The sequence below is a fragment of the Enterococcus sp. 7E2_DIV0204 genome, from assembly GCF_002140855.1.
Taxonomy (GTDB): Bacteria; Bacillota; Bacilli; order Lactobacillales; family Enterococcaceae; genus Enterococcus_L; species Enterococcus_L lemimoniae.
In genome coordinates this window covers 3,224,409-3,239,467 of the sequence record NZ_NGKY01000001.1, presented here as the reverse complement: position 1 = coordinate 3,239,467, position 15,059 = coordinate 3,224,409, and the positions used below count along the sequence as shown (strand labels likewise).

Below are 15,059 nucleotides of genomic sequence, written 5' to 3'. Positions count from 1 at the left end.
TTTGATCGGCGCTTTTTTAAGCTGTTTTAATGATTTTATCCATATATGGACTTTCAGCAATTTGAATATCATTCGTTAAAACTAAAATAGCTTTTTGTTTTTCTTTTGCGATTTTTTGAAGTAAGGGTAATAGCTCTTGTCTTTGACTAATCGTTAGTTTTTGGAAGATATCATCAATAATAATGATATCTTTTTCTAGTAGTAATAATTGAATTAACTGAAGTTTGATTTGTTCAAAAGTACTTAATTGATCCTCGGATTTGTTTAATACACTTGCTGGAAGAGAAACGTAGGTGAATAAATCATTCAGTCGTTTCTTTTTGTCCTTTTCCTTGATTGAAGTTCCTACAAATAAATTATCTCTAATCGAAAGATAAGGCAAAAAGATATTTTCAGATAGAATAAACCCAATCGCCATGGACTGTTTCATATCAAACGTTTTATCAATTAAAAAATAAAAATCAGCTTGGATACTACTTTGATCTTCTAAAACGACCGTCATATGTTGTTGTTGAAATAGCTCTTTGAAACTGTCTTCAGTCCAATTATTTACTAAAGGAAAATTCATGTACTCACATCCTAAATACTTTTTTTGATTGTCTTGAAAGAAGATAAGTGGAAACTAAGGTGCTCACCGCTGTAATCGATACTACTATGAAAGAACTCTTTGAGAATGCTCTAAAAATTGCAGCAACAGGTAAGTTGCTTATTTGTAAGGACAGAAAATGCGTGTCGGCAGTTGAATCTATTAGTTGACTCGGCGTACTTTCAATCAGTATCTTAGAGGAAAAAAGTGTCACCCTCTTGATACCTAGTCCATTAGCGAGGATGGGTCTGGCTTGGATTAAAATGTATTCATATGTATGTTGACAGACACCAAGAAAAACAGCAGTAACGAGTATGCCAAATGCGATTGGAATCATACTCTCCAAAATGGATTGCTTCGTGACGAAACCATTTGAAAATCCCATAATACGCCATTTCATCATATCTTGTTTTTTTAATTTTAATGAAATAAAGAGTAATAGTGTAATCAAAATTGTCCATAAAACTAACATAACAATATATAAAGAAGTGTATAGTTGCATAATTTTTTGATAGTTGAAGTGGTAATCAGTGTTATTGATTACGGTACTAACTTGGTTGTACAATGAACTTTCTAGATCTTTGAGATTCAGAATACTTGTTAATAGAAATAGAAAAAAGGCCGAGCAGACACCAATGCTAAAAGAAATTTTTTTATGATAAGAAACGCTGGCAAAAGCGTAACGGATGTTTTTCAATTAGGTTCACCTCACTAAACTAAGTATAAAAGAAGAATATGAATAAATTATGAATAAGATATAAAAAAGCTTGAGTAATTTACTCAAGCTTTCGTGATTATTTTGTGTTATTTACCAGATTTTAAATAGTCTTGGTATGTTTCAGTATGGTATTTATCAACGGTAGAAGTGTTGTTGTTTTTACTGTAAACACTTGTGGATTTATTGCCTTTTTCATCTTCGATTTTTTCTAATTGTTTTAATTGATCCTTGTAATTGTAATCATCCGGATTGACTGGTGTTAATCCGCTATTTGTATAGAATCGTAGCAAGTCACCGTTTGTTGTTTGATCAGACATCGATAACTGCAAATTAGCCTGCTCTTTCAATGCTTTAGCTTCTTGTTTTTCTTGCTCAGTTGGTTCTTCTAGCAGACGACCAGTAGCAGTTTCATAGATACTAGAGCCTAACATTGTATATTTAGGTGAAACGTAATTACCATTTCTAAATGCAACCAGTTGTGAGTTGTCTTTAGAGAATAAATCTTGACCCATTTGAATGTAGTTTTTCGTGTCAACACCCATTAAATGTAATAAGGTAGGTAACGCATCAATTTGACCACCATACGTATGATTGATTCCGCCATTTGTTTGACCTGGAATATGGATCATATAAGGAACGCGCTGCATAGTTGAATTGTCAAAGTCATTCCAAGTTGATTTTGATTTCCCAAGTAATTCCGCTAAGTTCTGGTTTCTAGAAGTCGAAACGCCGTAGTGATCACCATAAAGGACGATTACAGAGTTTTCATAAAGACCAGAAGCTTTTAAATAATTAAAGAATTCTTCAACGGATTTATCAAGATAATTAGCTGTAGCAAAATAGCCGTTGATTGTTTCATCAGATGTTTGAGCAATCGGGAATCCAGCTTCATCATTAGTAAATTGAGAATATGGATAGTGATTTGAAACAGCAATAAATTTAGAGTAAAACGGTTGTTGCAAGTGCTCCAAATATTGAGCCGATTGTTGGAAAAACGGTTTATCATGCAGACCGTATTGGAATGAATTATCTTCATTAACGTCGTAGTAATTAGCATCAAAGAAATAATTATAACCTAAATGCTTGTATGTTTCGTTACGGTTCCAGAAGTTACCAGCATTCCCATGGAAGACAGCACTTGTATAACCGGCTTCTTGCCCCAAAATAGCAGGAGCTGCTTCAAAGGTATTCTTACCACCGACTTGAGTGAATAATGACCCTTGGTCTAAACCGAATAATGAATTTTCAAACATAGTTTCAGCATCACTTGTTTTTCCTTGACCCACTTGGTGGAAGAAATTGTCAAAACTATAGGTACTATTACTGTGATACAAGCTATTGATAAATGGTGTTACAACATGCTCAACACCTTTTTCATCTTTCAATTTGTAATCAATCAAAAATTGTTGGAAACTTTCTAAGTGAATATAAATCACATTTTTTCCTTTAGCCATACCAAAAGTATCTGGGTTTGGTGCGGCATAATGACCCTTGACGTAATCTGAAACAGCGTCCATATCATTTTCACTAGCTTCTGCTCGAACTTGGTTTGTTTGGTAGGTGGTGACACCATCATAAACTGTAAAAGCATTTAAGCCTAAAAACTTAACGATATAATCACGAGAGAATTGGCGACCCAATAGTTGAGGACGAGCTGTTTCGGCTAATGTTAAGTTTGCGACAAAAAACAAAGCAGATAACATACTAATTGAAACGGCAACACGTGCTCTGACAGGACGTTCATCCATTTTGATTTTTTTAGTTAGCAATAAAATACCAATTACAATGAAATCAAGCCAATAAAGGACATCGTAGGGTCTAAACAAACGTAACGCACTTTCACCCAGTCCGCTGGCAACCTTCCCGGCACCAAGCATTGTATTCACTGTAATAAAGTCAGTAAATTCTCTGTAATACACTACATTAGAGAATAATAGTAACGTCAACAGAAAATACAAGACCATCATCGTAATATATGAAGCTTTCTTTCTTCTTACATATAAAGCAATTGCCAATAAGAAAAACGTAGAAGCAATTGGGTTAATGAAGAGAATGAAATATTCAAAAGCATTCTCAATTCTTAAATGAAAATCAACTGTATAAGCAAAAATGTTTTTCAACCAAATCAACAAAGCCACAAACCCAAAAAGTCCTAAACGCGTGTTTAAAAACTTAGGCATATGTATTTTTTTTATAATATTCAAAGTAAACGTATCCTTTCCAAAATCAGATCTAAGAGAAAGTAATTTGAAAAATCTCCAAAAACTTTCTATAACTCTTATAATTTTACTCTCTCTGTAATTCTATGTCAATTTAAATCAAGATTCCACCTTGTAAAGTTAACAAAATTTTACTTTTCTTAAGATATTAGAAAATAGATAATTGATTCTAGCTAACGACAGAGATAGCTTTTTTTGATATACTAGCCAATGATGTGAATACAAGCAATCAAGCTAATTTTTACTGGAAAATCAAATCTGAATTGAGGATGACATGTATGAATATAATTGTAACAAAAAAATCGGAGAAAAAATTTAAGGGAAGATATCCCCTTATTCAAAAAGAGGATCTCTTTACTATGCCTAAATCATTTTCAGACGAATGGGTTACGTTTGTTGATAGTAAAGGTCAATTTATTGCGACAGGCTATCTTGGTGAACAAAATAAAGGAATCGGCTGGTTAGTCAACTGGCAAGGAAATGTCGATGCAGTTTTTTTAGAAAATCTATTTTTAAAAGCTAAAAGTCATCGAGCCGCATATGAACAAGATGAATCAACTTCAGCTTATCGCGTATTTAATGGAGAAGGCGACGGACTAGGTGGGCTGATCATCGATCGTTATGACGATTTTGCTGTATTTTCTTGGTATAACGAAACCTTGTATCAAAAAAAAGCAGAAATTATTCGAGCGTTTAAAGCCAGTTTTCCAGAAATCAAAGGCGCGTATGAAAAAGTGCGCTTTGCAACCAATTCTTTACCAGAATCGCAAAAACTATTTGGAAACGATGCTCCTGAGCCACTATTGGTTGTTGAAAATGGTGTAACGTACGCTACTTATTTAAACGATGGTTTGATGACAGGGATTTTTCTGGATCAAAAAGAAGTTCGAGGTCGCCTGATTGACAGGATTGCTGCTGGAAAAACGGTCTTGAACATGTTTAGCTATACAGGAGCATTCTCAGTTGCCAGTGCAATGGGTGGCTCAAGTACAACAACTAGTGTAGATTTAGCCAAACGTAGTTTACCAAAAACGAAAGAGCAGTTTGAAGTGAACCATTTAGCTGTGACAGATCAAAAAATCGTAGTAATGGATGTCTTCGATTATTTCAAATATGCTGTCCGAAAGCGATTAAGCTATGATGTAATCGTTCTTGATCCGCCAAGTTTTGCCCGTAATAAGAAAAAAGTGTTTTCTGTTGCTAAAAATTACGGTGATTTAGTTAAAGATTCTGTAGATATTTTGTCAAATAGAGGCTTATTGATCGCCTCAACGAATGCTGCGAATATCTCTCTGGAAAAATATAAAAAAATGATTGTTGCAGCATTAGAAGAAAAGCAAGTGGACTATCGATTTAAGGAAACGTATCAATTGCCAAGCGATTTTAAAACGAATAAACATTTTGAGGAAGGGAACTATCTAAAAGTTTTCTTCATTGAAATAGAAAAATAAACAAAAGAGCTTGTTCTTTTTAAAGAATAAGCTCTTTTGTTTATTGATAAAACATGTTTTGTGCAAATGGCACAATAAATTCTTTAAAACGTAAAGCAGCTGGCGAAAGAAAATGATCTTTTTTAGTTGCTAAATAAATGTAACGAGGGAAGAAGTTATCTTTCAAGGTAATGGTTTTAACATTATAGGCAGCGATCGAAGGGATCTTTGGCATCAAAGCAATTCCGTAATCATGCGCTACAAAACCAAGCATCGTATGATCTTCCTCGACTTCACAAACAATCGTTGGTGTAATGTTGGCCGCTGTTAACAATTTATCGAGATAAGGGCGCAAACCACTTCGCTCATTAAAATAAACAAAAGGATATTCACTTGTATCCTTTAAAGAAATCGTATCATTTGTTGCTAAAGGATGATTAATTGGGACAACCAAAACGATTTCTTGCTCGGTTAAAATCTCATAATTAAGTTGCTCATCTTCTTTTAGCTTAGAAGTAATTGCGATATCGACATCCTCTCTTAAAAGTAAATCAGTCATATCTGAGGAATTTCCCTGAAATAAATTGAAGCGGATTTGTTCATTGCCAGGATAAGCTGAGAATTCTTTCATTAACATAGGGGCTAAGAAAGAACCAGCAGTATAGATAAAGCCAAAATCAATCAAGCCTTTGTCAGGACTGACTAATTCCTTTAAAGCTCGCTCACCCTTTGCTAGTTCTTCTAAAGCCGTTGAAACGTACGTATAGAAAAATTTCCCATATTTTGTTAGTTGGATATTTCTTCCTCTTTTTTCAAATAACTGTGCATCTAATTCTTTTTCTAATTCTGACATGGAATGGCTTAAATTTGGTTGTGTGGTATTTAACAACTTGGCCGCATGGGTCATGTGTTGAGTGTCTGCCAACATTCTAAAAAACTCTAATTGCCGCAAATTCATCTATAAAACTCCTTATTGGTCATTCATTTATACACACAGTTTATCAATAAATTTAGAAATATGCATTATAAATGTAAAAATGAATTCGAGCAAAACTATAAATTTTATTTATCCAAAACATAAAAAACATTCATTGGAGTTTATCGGTTTGTTGGATTAGAATAAATTTATAGATATTGTGAATAAAGTAACAATAAGAAGTGTTATTTAGATTGAGCTTGTATTTTAGAAAAAGTACATGTAATTAAAAGAAATAATTATTTTTTCTACTGCTTTATCAAAAAAATAGGGGAAATAGTTTTTGGAAAAAAACATTACAGTCAATTTTCCCTATTTTTCTGTCAGAGCTGAACGAGCCCGCTACGCTTTTAATTTAGGAGGTAATCATGAATAATTATCAAGCAATTTTTGAACCATTAACTGTAAAACGTATGACTTTAAAAAATCGTGTGGTGATGCCACCGATGGGGACGAATTTCGCTAATATGGATGGGACGTTCAGTATGCAGCATGTTTCCTACTATGAGCAACGTGCTAAGGGTGGAACGGGGTTGATCACGTTAGAAAATGTGTGTATCGATTATCCAATGGGCACTAATGGAGCTCGTCAATTAAGGATGGACAATGATCAATATATTTCAGGTCTGTGGCATTTTAATGAAAAAATGCATGCGTATGGAGCGTGTACGTCCGTACAAATCAACCATGCTGGTGCTTCGGCGTATGGTCTACGATTAGATGGGGAACAACCTGTTTCAGCGTCGAATATTCCTTCAAAAAAAGGGAATCCAATCCCACGTCCTTTGACTGAAGAGGAAATTTATGGAATCGTGGAGCGATATGCGGATGGTGCTTTAAGAGCGCAACGTGCTGGCTTTGATTGTGTAGAAATTCACGCAGGACATTCTTATCTACTAAGTCAGTTTTTATCTCCTTTATATAATAAACGGACGGATAAATTTGGCGGAAGCCCAGAGAATCGCGCTCGCTTAACCAAATTAGTTGTTGAAGCAGTTAGAAAAGCAGTGGGTCCTTTTTTCCCGATTTCGCTTCGATTTAGTGCCGATGAATTATTAGAAGGTGGGAATACCTTAGAAGATACGATTGAGATTTTAAGTTATTTTGCAGAAGAAGTCGATATTTTGAATGTTTCAGCTGCATTGAATGATAGTTTACAATATCAAATCGATAAAATGAACTTAGCAGATGGCTGGCGTGCTTACATGTCGAAAGCTGTTAAAAAACGTTTTCCAGATAAAGTTACTGTAACTTCTGGTAATATCCGTAGCCCAAAACGCGCAACGGAAATTTTAGAAGCCGGTGATGCTGATTTATTAGCGATGGGTCGTGGCTTAATTGCTGAGCCAAATTGGGTCAATAAAGTTGCCAATGGCCAAGAAGATTTACTAAGAAAATGTATTTCCTGCAATATTGGGTGTGCTGACCATCGAATTGCTAAAGCTCGTCCGATGCGCTGTACAGTCAATCCTGATCTTCATTATGAAGATGACTATAAAATGAAACCTGTTTTACATCCAACAAAAATGGTTGTAATTGGTGGCGGAACTACTGGACTTGAAGCTGCAGCAACAGCCGCTGAAGTGGGGGTCAGTGTTGAGCTCTTTGAGCAAAAAGAATACTTGGGTGGATTAGGGCATGAGATTGCACGTTTCCCAGACAAGAAAAGAATTGATGATTTCATTACTTATGAAATCAATCGCTGTAAAGAGTTGGATAATCTGGCGATTCATCTAAATCATGCAGCAACATTGACGGATATTGAAGCCATTGGACCAGATATTATTGTGAATGCTACTGGAGCAAAACCATTATTACCACCAATCAATGGTTTAAAAGAACAATTAGACAATCCAAACAGAAAAATCTTTTCGATCTTCGATATTTTAGAAGATATGTCAAACTTTCAAGAATTTGAAGGAAAAGAAATCGTCGTGATCGGTGGCGGTGCGGTTGGCTTAGATGTTGTTGAATATTATGCTGAACGTGGTGCCAAAAAAGTTAGTATTGTGGAAATGCAAGGTGAAATCGGGAAGGATCTAGATTTGATCACAAAGCTTGCAATGATGGAAATCGTTGAAAAATTTGACGTAGAAGTTTACGTAGAAACGAAATTGACAGAAGTGAAAGAAAGTAGTTTCTTAGTGGAAAAAGACGGAGAAATAGTTAAGTTACCATTTGATTTGGGCTTTGTTTGTTTGGGAATGCGAGCAGAAGCACCGATGATCCGTGAATTAGATCAATATGCTAGAAGTCATGGTGCGGTTCTTTTAAATATGGGGGATAGTAAAGTTGCTAGACGAATCATGGAAGGAACAAGGGAAGCCCGCGATATTCTAAAAACAATCGAAGTGCTAGAAAACACTCGAACACAAAAAATGTTATTTGAACAAACAAAGAGTTTACAAGCAACACAAACTATATAAAGTGAGGGAATTTAAGATGACAGAAAGAATTGATGGACACACACTATTGATCAGTTTGATTGCTACACCGATTCGCCATAGCTTATCACCAACGATGCATAATGAAGCTTTTGCAAAATTAGGGTTAGATTATGCTTATATGGCATTTGAAGTGGGAAATGAAGAATTGAAAGATGCCGTTCAAGGCATTCGCGCATTAGGGATTCGTGGTTCAAATGTTTCAATGCCGAATAAACAAGCAATTATCCCTTATTTAGATGAACTTTCGCCAGCGGCAAAATTAGTAGGTGCAGTTAATACTGTAACAAATAAAGATGGAAAAGGTCATTTAGTCGGACATGTAACCGATGGAACTGGCGCAATGCGTGCTTTGAAAGAAGAAGGGGTAGAAGTGGAAAATCAGATCATCACAATGACTGGTGCTGGTGGTGCTGGGACCGCAATTGCTATTCAAGCAGCGTTAGATGGTGCCAAAGAATTACGGATTTTCAATATCAATGATCAACACTTCAAAAATGCGGAAGCAACCGTGAAAAAAATCAACGAAAATACAGAATGTACAGCGACATTAACTGATTTGACTGATCAAGCGGCATTTAAGCAATCAATCAGCGAAAGTAGTATTTATATTGATGCTACAGGCGTTGGCATGAAACCATTACAAGAAGAAAGTCTGATCAATGATCCAGAAGTGATTCGTCCAGATTTAGTTGTCTTTGATGTTGTTTATATTCCAAAAGAAACAAAGTTATTAAAATTTGCTCGTGAACACGGTGCGAAGAAAACAATCAACGGACTTGGGATGATGCTTTATCAAGGAGCAGAAGCCTTTAAACATTTCACTGGGGAAGATATGCCTGTTGATTATATTAAAGAATTACTATTCAAGGACTAACAGTTAGGAGAAAACGATGAAAAATAAATACACACCGACCGCCATAGGTCTTTATATCAACTACATTGTCCATGGGATGGGCGTTATTATTATTTCACAAAACCAAAATTCATTAATGACCCAATGGGATACGGATTTAATGGGAATCGCCAAAGTTATTTCCATGTTAGGGATTGGGCGTTTGATTGCAATCATGATTTCAGGGCGTTTATCGGATAAGTTTGGCCGTAAACCATTTATTTACTTAGGAATGGTTACCTATGCGGCCTACTTCTTTGGGATTTTATATAGTCCTAGTGTTGAATTAGCGATGTTCTTTGCTGTTATTGCGGGAATTTCAAATTCATTTTTAGATTCTGGAACCTATCCTGCGTTGATGGAATCATTTCCAAAGACTGCAGGAACCGCAACGGTGTTATTAAAAGCCTTTATTCAAGGTGGTCAATTTGCCTTACCATTGATCATTAAATTTTTAGGGTCAAATCACTTATGGTTTGGTTGGTCATTTATGATTGCAGCGATTTTACTTGGTGTTAACGCAATCTACTTGTGGAAACAACCATTCCCAGATGTGGATGCCAAACAGGCAGAAGAAACAGAGGCAGCAGTCGAACAAGCACCCGTTGTTAAATTTAAATCAAAACCTAAGATGGCTATAGAAGGTGTTGCCTTTGTAATCTACGGTTTTATTGCCCAAGCAACGTTTTACTTAATCAGTCAATTTATTGGAACTTATGGGGAACAGGTTGCAGGGATGGCACAGACAGATGCTGGTGTTTTGGTATCGTATTATTCAATCGGATCATTATTATGCGTCGCATTTACAGCAATTATGGCTTCAAAAGTTCGTTCAGTCTATCTAGTTGTTATTTATACATTTGTTTCATTTTTGACGATCGCTGTTATGTGGCTGTTTCCAACACCACTTGTTTGTATGATTGGGGCAGCTTTAGTTGGTTTCTTTGCAGCTGGTGGCGTGTTACAATTAGGGTTAACTGTAATGGGGGAAATGTTCCCAGCAGGAAAAGGAACCATCACAGGAATTTATTATACATTTGGTAGTATTGCTTCATTTGTTATTCCTGTTGCAGCAGCACAAATCGCTAAAACCAACGTACGTGGTATCATGCTATTTGATACGATCATAGCTGGTATTGGTTTTGTCTTAGCAGTTATTATATTTATTCGTTATCATCAAACAATCGATACATCTAAATAGGGAGGATCCATCAAATGAATACAGTAACAGTTAAAAACGTGACTATTGGAAGTGAAAGTCCTAAAATCATTGTTCCTTTAGTAGGTAAAAATGAAACAGAATTAATAGAAGAAGCAAAACACTTATTAACGATTGATTGTGATCTTGTTGAATGGCGCGTTGATTTTTTTGATCAAGTAACTAATTTTGAAGCAGCTGCAGAAATGTCAAAAAAAATCGCAGAAATTTTATCTGACAAACCAATACTTTTCACTTTTAGAACCAAACAAGAAGGTGGGGAACTTGCTTTTACAGATGAGCAATACTTTGGTTTATACAAAACTGTTATTGAACATGGGGCAATTGATTTATTAGATGTTGAACTGTTTATGGATGATATTTGTGTTCAAGCGACGATTAAGGCAGCACATGAAAAAGCAATCAAAATCGTGATGTGTAATCATGATTTTGATAAAACACCTACTAAAGAAGAAATCGTGTCAAGACTATGCAAGATGCAGGAAAAAAATGCAGATATCTGCAAGATTGCAGTAATGCCACAATCTTCAGATGATGTGTTGAGACTTTTAGAAGCAACTAATGAGATGAACGACAAACACGCTGATCGACCGATCGTTACAATGTCGATGGGACAACTAGGTATGGTTAGCCGCATGTGTGGCGAAGTTTTTGGTTCAGCAATGACGTTTGGTGCGGCTAAAAAAGCTTCTGCACCTGGTCAAGTACCCGTAGCGGAATTACGTAAAATTCTCAGAACATTAGCATTGTAAAAATCAAGGTCGAGATAAAAGTCTTTCGATTCGAGAGACAAGTAGGTACTGTATTTTACAGCAATAAGACGCGTACTTTGTAGTTACGTTTTTCTCACCAATTATTCGGATTTAGAGAGTGAAACAAAACTTATTTTTCGTTTTGTCCGCTCTCTTTTTTCTTGCATCGATTGAATTCTTTGATAAACTTGTTTATGAGGTGAATAGCGTTGGCAAAAAAAAAGAAAATCCAAAAAACAAATGCAATACGCATTGTAGAACAGCAGAAGATTCCGTATCAAGAATATGCGTTTGAATGGAGTGAGGATCATTTAAGTGCGAATAGTGTTGCTGAAAAGATTGGGATTGCAGACGGTAAAATTTTTAAAACATTGGTAACCGTTGGCAATAAAACGGGTCCAGTTGTAGCAGTGATTCCTGGTAATAAGGAGCTGAATTTAAAAAAATTAGCTAGTGCAAGTGGCAATAAAAAAGTGGATATGCTTCATTTGAAAGACTTAGAAGAAACGACTGGATATATTCGAGGTGGATGCTCTCCAATTGGCATGAAAAAATTATTTCCAACTTATATTGCTGAAGAGGCTAGCCACTTTGACACTATTATTGTGTCAGCAGGAAAAAGAGGGATGCAGATCGAATTGTCTCCAGCAGCGATTCTTCAAGTTACAAAAGGGGAAATAGCAGATATATCAATGGAATAGTTACTGATATTTTTGCAATGCTTGTTTGGCTAAAGTATCGGCACCTTTGTTTTGGCTTTCAGGAAGCCATTTTACCAATAATAGTGGGAAACGGTTTTCCAATTGTTGAAAAGTTTTAAGATAGGGCTGGAACAGTGGATTCTTAGCATGGTGCTTCTCAATTGTTTGCACCACGATCTTACTATCAGAGTGGATCAAAACAGTTTGATTATTTAGTTTTTTTTCAATGACGAATTGCAGTGCTTGGATAAATACTTTAAATTCAGCTTCGTGGTTGGAACACTCACCAAGAGAAACATGCAGCTGCTCGTGCAAATTTTCTCCGACAATAACGATCCCTCCGCCGCTTGGACCTGGATTTCCTTTTGTTGCAGCATCGACATATAATCGTAACATAAATATCTCCTTATTTTCTTTTCGTTCAAAGTTGAAGTATGTTACTATTATAACATACTGAATTTTTATTAAGGGGTCGCTACATGAAGAAAAAAGTCTATCATTGGCAACCAGAATTATCCACAGCGATAATTTATTGGTCCTGTACATTTGGCATTTTATTTTTAAGTTTAATATTAACATTGGAGCATACTCGTCCTTATTTGACTAGTAATATCGTATTAGGTATCTTCTTTTTCTTTACTTTTTTAGGGTGTAATCGTTATTTTATGATCGAGAATGAACAGTTGATCGTGCATGCATTATTGCCAATTAGACGAAAAAAAATAACATTGTCTGCAATTGAAATGATTCGAGTTGGACCGAAATGTATCGAAATAAGCTCAACTGAGTTTAAAGAGGGTACGCAACTATTTATCATGACGAAAAAAAATAAACAAGCATTTATCCAGTCAATGAAACAACAACGCTCATTGACGGCCCAGATTATTGATGATCCATTATTGACTATTGGTAAACACTATTAAAAAAACAGCATTCTGCTTAGCAGGATGCTGTTTTTCCTATATTTTCTTCACGTGAGCAGCTTGTAACCCTCGTGTGCCTTCCATTACTTCAAATTCTACGGCTTGATTTTCTTCTAATGACTTAAAGCCATCTTCTTCGATTGCTGTGAAATGAACAAAGATTTCTTCGTCCTCATTGTAACCAATAAAGCCGTAACCTTTTCTATTATCGAACCACTTGACGAACCCTTTTTCCATTCAAATCACGCTCCTTTATTTTCTAAAGTCTAGCATCATTATAAAGTGAAAAACGGAACCCGTCAATCTTTTGCAAAAAAGTTATTTTAATGATGGAAAAGCGCTGTGATACACGTTATAATAAGGAATAACTTAACAAATAGGTTGGATAACTAAAAATAGTTCGGGAAAAGAGGTTGTTTATGAAGACAGATATAGAAATTTCAAAGGAAGTTGACTTATTGCCCATTAATAAAGTAGCTGAATCAATTGGTTTAACAGATGAAGATCTAGAATTATTCGGGAAATATAAAGCTAAAATCGATTTTCAAACCATTCAGCGTCTGGCAGATAATAATGAAGGTAAATTGATCCTAGTAACTTCGATCAACCCCACGCCGGCTGGTGAAGGTAAATCAACGGTCACCATTGGTTTAGGAGATGCATTGAATCATATTGGGAAGAAAACAGTCATTGCATTACGTGAACCTTCATTGGGACCTGTTATGGGCATCAAAGGCGGTGCAACAGGTGGAGGATATGCTCAAGTATTGCCAATGGAAGATATCAATCTGCATTTTACTGGGGATATGCATGCGATCACAACAGCTAATAATGCGCTTTCTGCTTTATTAGATAATCATATCCAGCAAGGGAATGACCTTGGGATCGATGCTAGAAGGGTCATTTGGAAAAGAGTAGTTGACTTGAATGATCGTGCGTTACGTCAAGTAATCGTAGGCTTAGGCGGTCCAGTCCAAGGAGTGCCACGCGAAGATGGGTTTGATATTACTGTGGCAAGTGAGATCATGGCTATATTATGTTTAGCAACCGATTTAGAAGATTTGAAGTTTAGGTTAGGCAATATCGTTATTGGCTATACCTTTGATCGTAATCCTGTAACTGTTAGTGATTTGGGTGTTCAAGGTGCGTTAACCTTACTATTGAAAGATGCTCTCAAACCTAATCTAGTTCAAACAATATATGGCACTGCAGCATTTGTTCATGGTGGCCCGTTTGCAAATATTGCACATGGCTGTAATAGCATTTTAGCAACGAAAACAGCGTTGAAGTTGGGTGATTATGTTGTAACTGAAGCAGGTTTCGGGGCGGATCTTGGTGGAGAGAAATTCTTAGACATCAAGGTTCCTAACTTAAAGAAAGCACCCGATGCAGTGGTGATTGTAGCAACGATCCGTGCGCTGAAAATGCATGGCGGAGTAGCTAAAAATGCATTAAATACAGAAAATATTTCGGCTTTAGTTAAAGGATTTTCAAATTTACACAAGCATATTGAAAACATGCAAAGTTATGGCTTGCCTGTAGTTGTGGCGATCAATGAATTTGTAAGCGATACTGAAAACGAAATTGAAGCTTTACGTGAATTATGTGAAACAATCAAAGTCCCTGTTGAGCTAACAAGTGTTTGGGAAAAGGGAGCTGAAGGCGGTGTTGCCTTAGCTAAACGTGTTACTCAAGTTATTGCAGAGCAAACAGCAGATTTTAAAACCATTTATCAAATGGGCATGAACTTAGAAGATAAAATCAAAGCAATCGTGACCAAAATTTATGGTGGAGAGGATGTGTCTTTTTCCAAAAAGGCCCAAAGTCAATTAGCAACTTTTGAAAAATATGGGTGGGATCGTTTACCAGTCTGTATGGCCAAAACTCAATATTCCTTATCCGATGATCCACAAAAATTAGGTCGACCAGAAGAGTTTACCATAACGATTCGTGAGTTGGTCCCAAAAATCGGCGCTGGATTTGTTGTTGCGTTAACAGGAGATGTTATGACGATGCCTGGCTTACCAAAGAAACCAGCCGCGTTAAATATGGATGTAGATAAAGACGGCAATGCCTTTGGATTATTTTAAAATTTAGTACGAATTAAATAGAAAGGGTACGGGATAAAAGTAAAAAAATTTTTTGTCTCGCTCTTTAAACCCGAATAAACGGCGAGAAAAAAGTAACTCCTTCGGA

14 protein-coding genes are annotated in these 15,059 nt (G+C 36.0%); 8 read left to right on the top strand and 6 right to left on the bottom strand.

Annotated features, from left to right (window positions below; all coding sequences use genetic code 11):
• Window positions 1-16: 16 nt before the first annotated feature.
• The 3 genes from A5819_RS15075 to A5819_RS15065 all read right to left on the bottom strand — a co-directional run bounded on the left by A5819_RS15075 (window position 17) and on the right by A5819_RS15065 (window position 3,499).
• Window positions 17-568, bottom strand: coding sequence for a hypothetical protein (locus tag A5819_RS15075; protein WP_086279556.1), 552 nt, complete (start codon window positions 566-568; stop codon window positions 17-19).
• A gap of 4 nt (window positions 569-572) precedes the next feature.
• Window positions 573-1,283, bottom strand: coding sequence for a hypothetical protein (locus tag A5819_RS15070; RefSeq protein ID WP_086279555.1), 711 nt, complete (start codon window positions 1,281-1,283; stop codon window positions 573-575).
• A 107-nt stretch (window positions 1,284-1,390) separates the two neighbouring features.
• A complete protein-coding gene (locus A5819_RS15065; RefSeq protein WP_303393686.1) occupies window positions 1,391-3,499 on the bottom strand; it encodes an LTA synthase family protein in 2,109 nt (702 codons plus the stop codon).
• A gap of 302 nt (window positions 3,500-3,801) precedes the next feature.
• On the opposite strand from A5819_RS15065, the gene A5819_RS15060 reads away from it, so the two are divergent.
• A complete protein-coding gene (locus A5819_RS15060; RefSeq protein ID WP_086279554.1) occupies window positions 3,802-4,974 on the top strand; it encodes a class I SAM-dependent rRNA methyltransferase in 1,173 nt (390 codons plus the stop codon).
• 40 nt (window positions 4,975-5,014) lie between these two features.
• Here A5819_RS15060 and A5819_RS15055 read toward each other — a convergent pair whose 3' ends face one another.
• Entirely contained in the window at window positions 5,015-5,911 is an 897-nt protein-coding gene (locus A5819_RS15055; protein ID WP_086279553.1) for a LysR family transcriptional regulator, read from the bottom strand.
• A gap of 386 nt (window positions 5,912-6,297) precedes the next feature.
• Here A5819_RS15055 and A5819_RS15050 point away from each other — a divergent pair, with 386 nt between their 5' ends.
• The 5 genes from A5819_RS15050 (at window position 6,298) to ybaK (ending at window position 11,940) form a co-directional block, all read left to right on the top strand.
• Window positions 6,298-8,355, top strand: a complete 2,058-nt coding sequence (locus tag A5819_RS15050) for an FAD-dependent oxidoreductase (RefSeq protein ID WP_086279552.1) — start codon at window positions 6,298-6,300, stop codon at window positions 8,353-8,355.
• A gap of 16 nt (window positions 8,356-8,371) precedes the next feature.
• Entirely contained in the window at window positions 8,372-9,250 is an 879-nt protein-coding gene (locus A5819_RS15045) for a shikimate dehydrogenase (RefSeq protein ID WP_086279551.1), read from the top strand.
• Window positions 9,251-9,266: 16 nt separating this feature from the next.
• On the top strand, window positions 9,267-10,469 hold the full coding sequence (locus A5819_RS15040) for an MFS transporter (protein ID WP_086279550.1): 1,203 nt from the start codon (window positions 9,267-9,269) through the stop codon (window positions 10,467-10,469).
• Between the two features lie 14 nt (window positions 10,470-10,483).
• Complete coding sequence (gene aroD / locus A5819_RS15035; RefSeq protein ID WP_086279549.1) at window positions 10,484-11,239, top strand: type I 3-dehydroquinate dehydratase; 756 nt, start codon at window positions 10,484-10,486, stop codon at window positions 11,237-11,239.
• A 209-nt stretch (window positions 11,240-11,448) separates the two neighbouring features.
• Window positions 11,449-11,940 carry a Cys-tRNA(Pro) deacylase gene (gene ybaK / locus A5819_RS15030; protein ID WP_086279548.1) on the top strand — a complete coding sequence of 164 codons (492 nt, stop codon included), beginning with the start codon at window positions 11,449-11,451 and terminating at the stop codon, window positions 11,938-11,940.
• On the opposite strand, the gene A5819_RS15025 is transcribed toward ybaK, so the two are convergent.
• The gene (locus tag A5819_RS15025) at window positions 11,941-12,336 is read right to left on the bottom strand and encodes a ribonuclease HI family protein (RefSeq protein ID WP_086279547.1); all 396 of its coding nucleotides are present in this window, start codon (window positions 12,334-12,336) and stop codon (window positions 11,941-11,943) included.
• A gap of 83 nt (window positions 12,337-12,419) precedes the next feature.
• Between A5819_RS15025 and A5819_RS15020 the strand changes: the two genes are divergently transcribed.
• Window positions 12,420-12,863: an EbsA family protein gene (locus tag A5819_RS15020; RefSeq protein ID WP_086279546.1), complete on the top strand. Its 444-nt coding sequence runs from the start codon at window positions 12,420-12,422 to the stop codon at window positions 12,861-12,863.
• Window positions 12,864-12,899: 36 nt separating this feature from the next.
• On the opposite strand, the gene A5819_RS15015 is transcribed toward A5819_RS15020, so the two are convergent.
• The gene (locus A5819_RS15015) at window positions 12,900-13,100 is read right to left on the bottom strand and encodes a cold-shock protein (RefSeq protein ID WP_025869040.1); all 201 of its coding nucleotides are present in this window, start codon (window positions 13,098-13,100) and stop codon (window positions 12,900-12,902) included.
• A 182-nt stretch (window positions 13,101-13,282) separates the two neighbouring features.
• Between A5819_RS15015 and A5819_RS15010 the strand changes: the two genes are divergently transcribed.
• Window positions 13,283-14,953, top strand: a complete 1,671-nt coding sequence (locus A5819_RS15010) for a formate--tetrahydrofolate ligase (protein ID WP_086279545.1) — start codon at window positions 13,283-13,285, stop codon at window positions 14,951-14,953.
• Window positions 14,954-15,059: the final 106 nt, after the last annotated feature.

Coding starts and splice junctions, on each gene's coding strand:
- A5819_RS15025 (WP_086279547.1), bottom strand. CDS start 12,336: ATGTTACGATTATATGTCGATGCTGCAACAAAAGGAAATCCAGGTCCA.
- aroD (WP_086279549.1), top strand. CDS start 10,484: ATGAATACAGTAACAGTTAAAAACGTGACTATTGGAAGTGAAAGTCCT.
- A5819_RS15055 (WP_086279553.1), bottom strand. CDS start 5,911: ATGAATTTGCGGCAATTAGAGTTTTTTAGAATGTTGGCAGACACTCAA.
- A5819_RS15020 (WP_086279546.1), top strand. CDS start 12,420: ATGAAGAAAAAAGTCTATCATTGGCAACCAGAATTATCCACAGCGATA.
- A5819_RS15050 (WP_086279552.1), top strand. CDS start 6,298: ATGAATAATTATCAAGCAATTTTTGAACCATTAACTGTAAAACGTATG.
- A5819_RS15010 (WP_086279545.1), top strand. CDS start 13,283: ATGAAGACAGATATAGAAATTTCAAAGGAAGTTGACTTATTGCCCATT.
- A5819_RS15045 (WP_086279551.1), top strand. CDS start 8,372: ATGACAGAAAGAATTGATGGACACACACTATTGATCAGTTTGATTGCT.
- A5819_RS15015 (WP_025869040.1), bottom strand. CDS start 13,100: ATGGAAAAAGGGTTCGTCAAGTGGTTCGATAATAGAAAAGGTTACGGC.
- A5819_RS15075 (WP_086279556.1), bottom strand. CDS start 568: ATGAATTTTCCTTTAGTAAATAATTGGACTGAAGACAGTTTCAAAGAG.
- A5819_RS15040 (WP_086279550.1), top strand. CDS start 9,267: ATGAAAAATAAATACACACCGACCGCCATAGGTCTTTATATCAACTAC.
- A5819_RS15060 (WP_086279554.1), top strand. CDS start 3,802: ATGAATATAATTGTAACAAAAAAATCGGAGAAAAAATTTAAGGGAAGA.